Consider the following 1,136-nt stretch of genomic DNA (forward strand, 5'->3'; position numbering starts at 1 on the left):
GATCTGCTCGGTCAGCCAAGCCTTGATCGGCAGCAGCTCGCCCTTGCCGACCAGCTCGTTGAGCGGTAGCTGCCGCTCCATCGTGTCCGCGAACTGGGCCGCGTACATATTGCCGAGCGCGTACGACGGGAAGTAGCCGAAGGCGCCGCCCGACCAGTGTACATCCTGGAGCACGCCCTCCCGGTCATCCGGCGGCGTGATGCCCAGGTACTCCTTGTACTTGGCATTCCACAGCTCCGGCAGCTCGGCGGCGCGCACGCCGTCGTTGAAGATCGCCTTTTCCATCTCGTAGCGGATAATAATGTGCAGGTTATATGTCAGCTCGTCGGCCTCGATGCGGATCAGCGACGGCTGCACGACATTGGTCGCCCGGTAGAAGTCCTCCACAGGCACCTCCAGCTGACCCGGGAAGCGCCGTTGCAGTTCGCCATAGTAGCGCTCCCAGAACGGACGGCTGCGGCCGACCATGTTCTCCCAGAAGCGGGACTGCGACTCATGGATGCCCATCGATGTGCCCTCCGAGAGCGAGGTGCCGAACAGCTCGCGGCGGATGTTCTGCTCGTAGAGCGCATGTCCACCCTCATGGATCGTCCCGAACAGCGCGCTCGTCACATCCTCCGGCAGATAGCGGGTCGTGATCCGCACATCGCCCGGACTGAGGCCGGTCGCGAACGGGTGGACGCTCTCGTCCAGCCGTCCCGCCTCGAAGTCATAGCCCATCTGCTGCAAGATGTAGAGGCTGAAGTCCTTTTGGGCTTCCTTGGCGAACGTCTGACGCAGGAACGACGTCTCGGGCTGATGCGGCGAAGCGGCGATCGCTGACGCCAGCGGCACCAGCTCGTCGCGCAGCCCGCCGAATACCCGGTCGAGCTCGGCCGTCGTCATGCCGGGCTCGTATTGATCCAGCAAGGTGTCGTAGCGCGTCCCTTGTACACCCCAGCGGCTGATGAAGTCGTCTGTCATCGCGATGATCCGCTCCAGATAAGGCTGGAAGCCTGCGTAGTCGTTGTTCTCCTTGGCCCCTTCCCAGAACGATTCGGCCTGCGAGGTGAGGACGACATATTCCTGATGCAGCTTGGCCGGAATCTTGCGATTGCGCTCGTAGTCCTTGGCCGACTCGCGGACGAGCGCCAGGT

The 1,136-nt window shown here is 63.1% G+C and carries 1 protein-coding gene; it reads right to left on the reverse strand.

Translation table 11 applies throughout. The features are described 5' to 3' along the window. A partial coding sequence (locus PA598K_RS15045) for a carboxypeptidase M32 (protein ID WP_148091948.1) occupies positions 1 to 1,136 on the reverse strand: 1,136 nt, incomplete at both ends.

Source organism: Paenibacillus sp. 598K (genome assembly GCF_003851045.1).
GTDB lineage: Bacteria > Bacillota > Bacilli > Paenibacillales > Paenibacillaceae > Paenibacillus_D.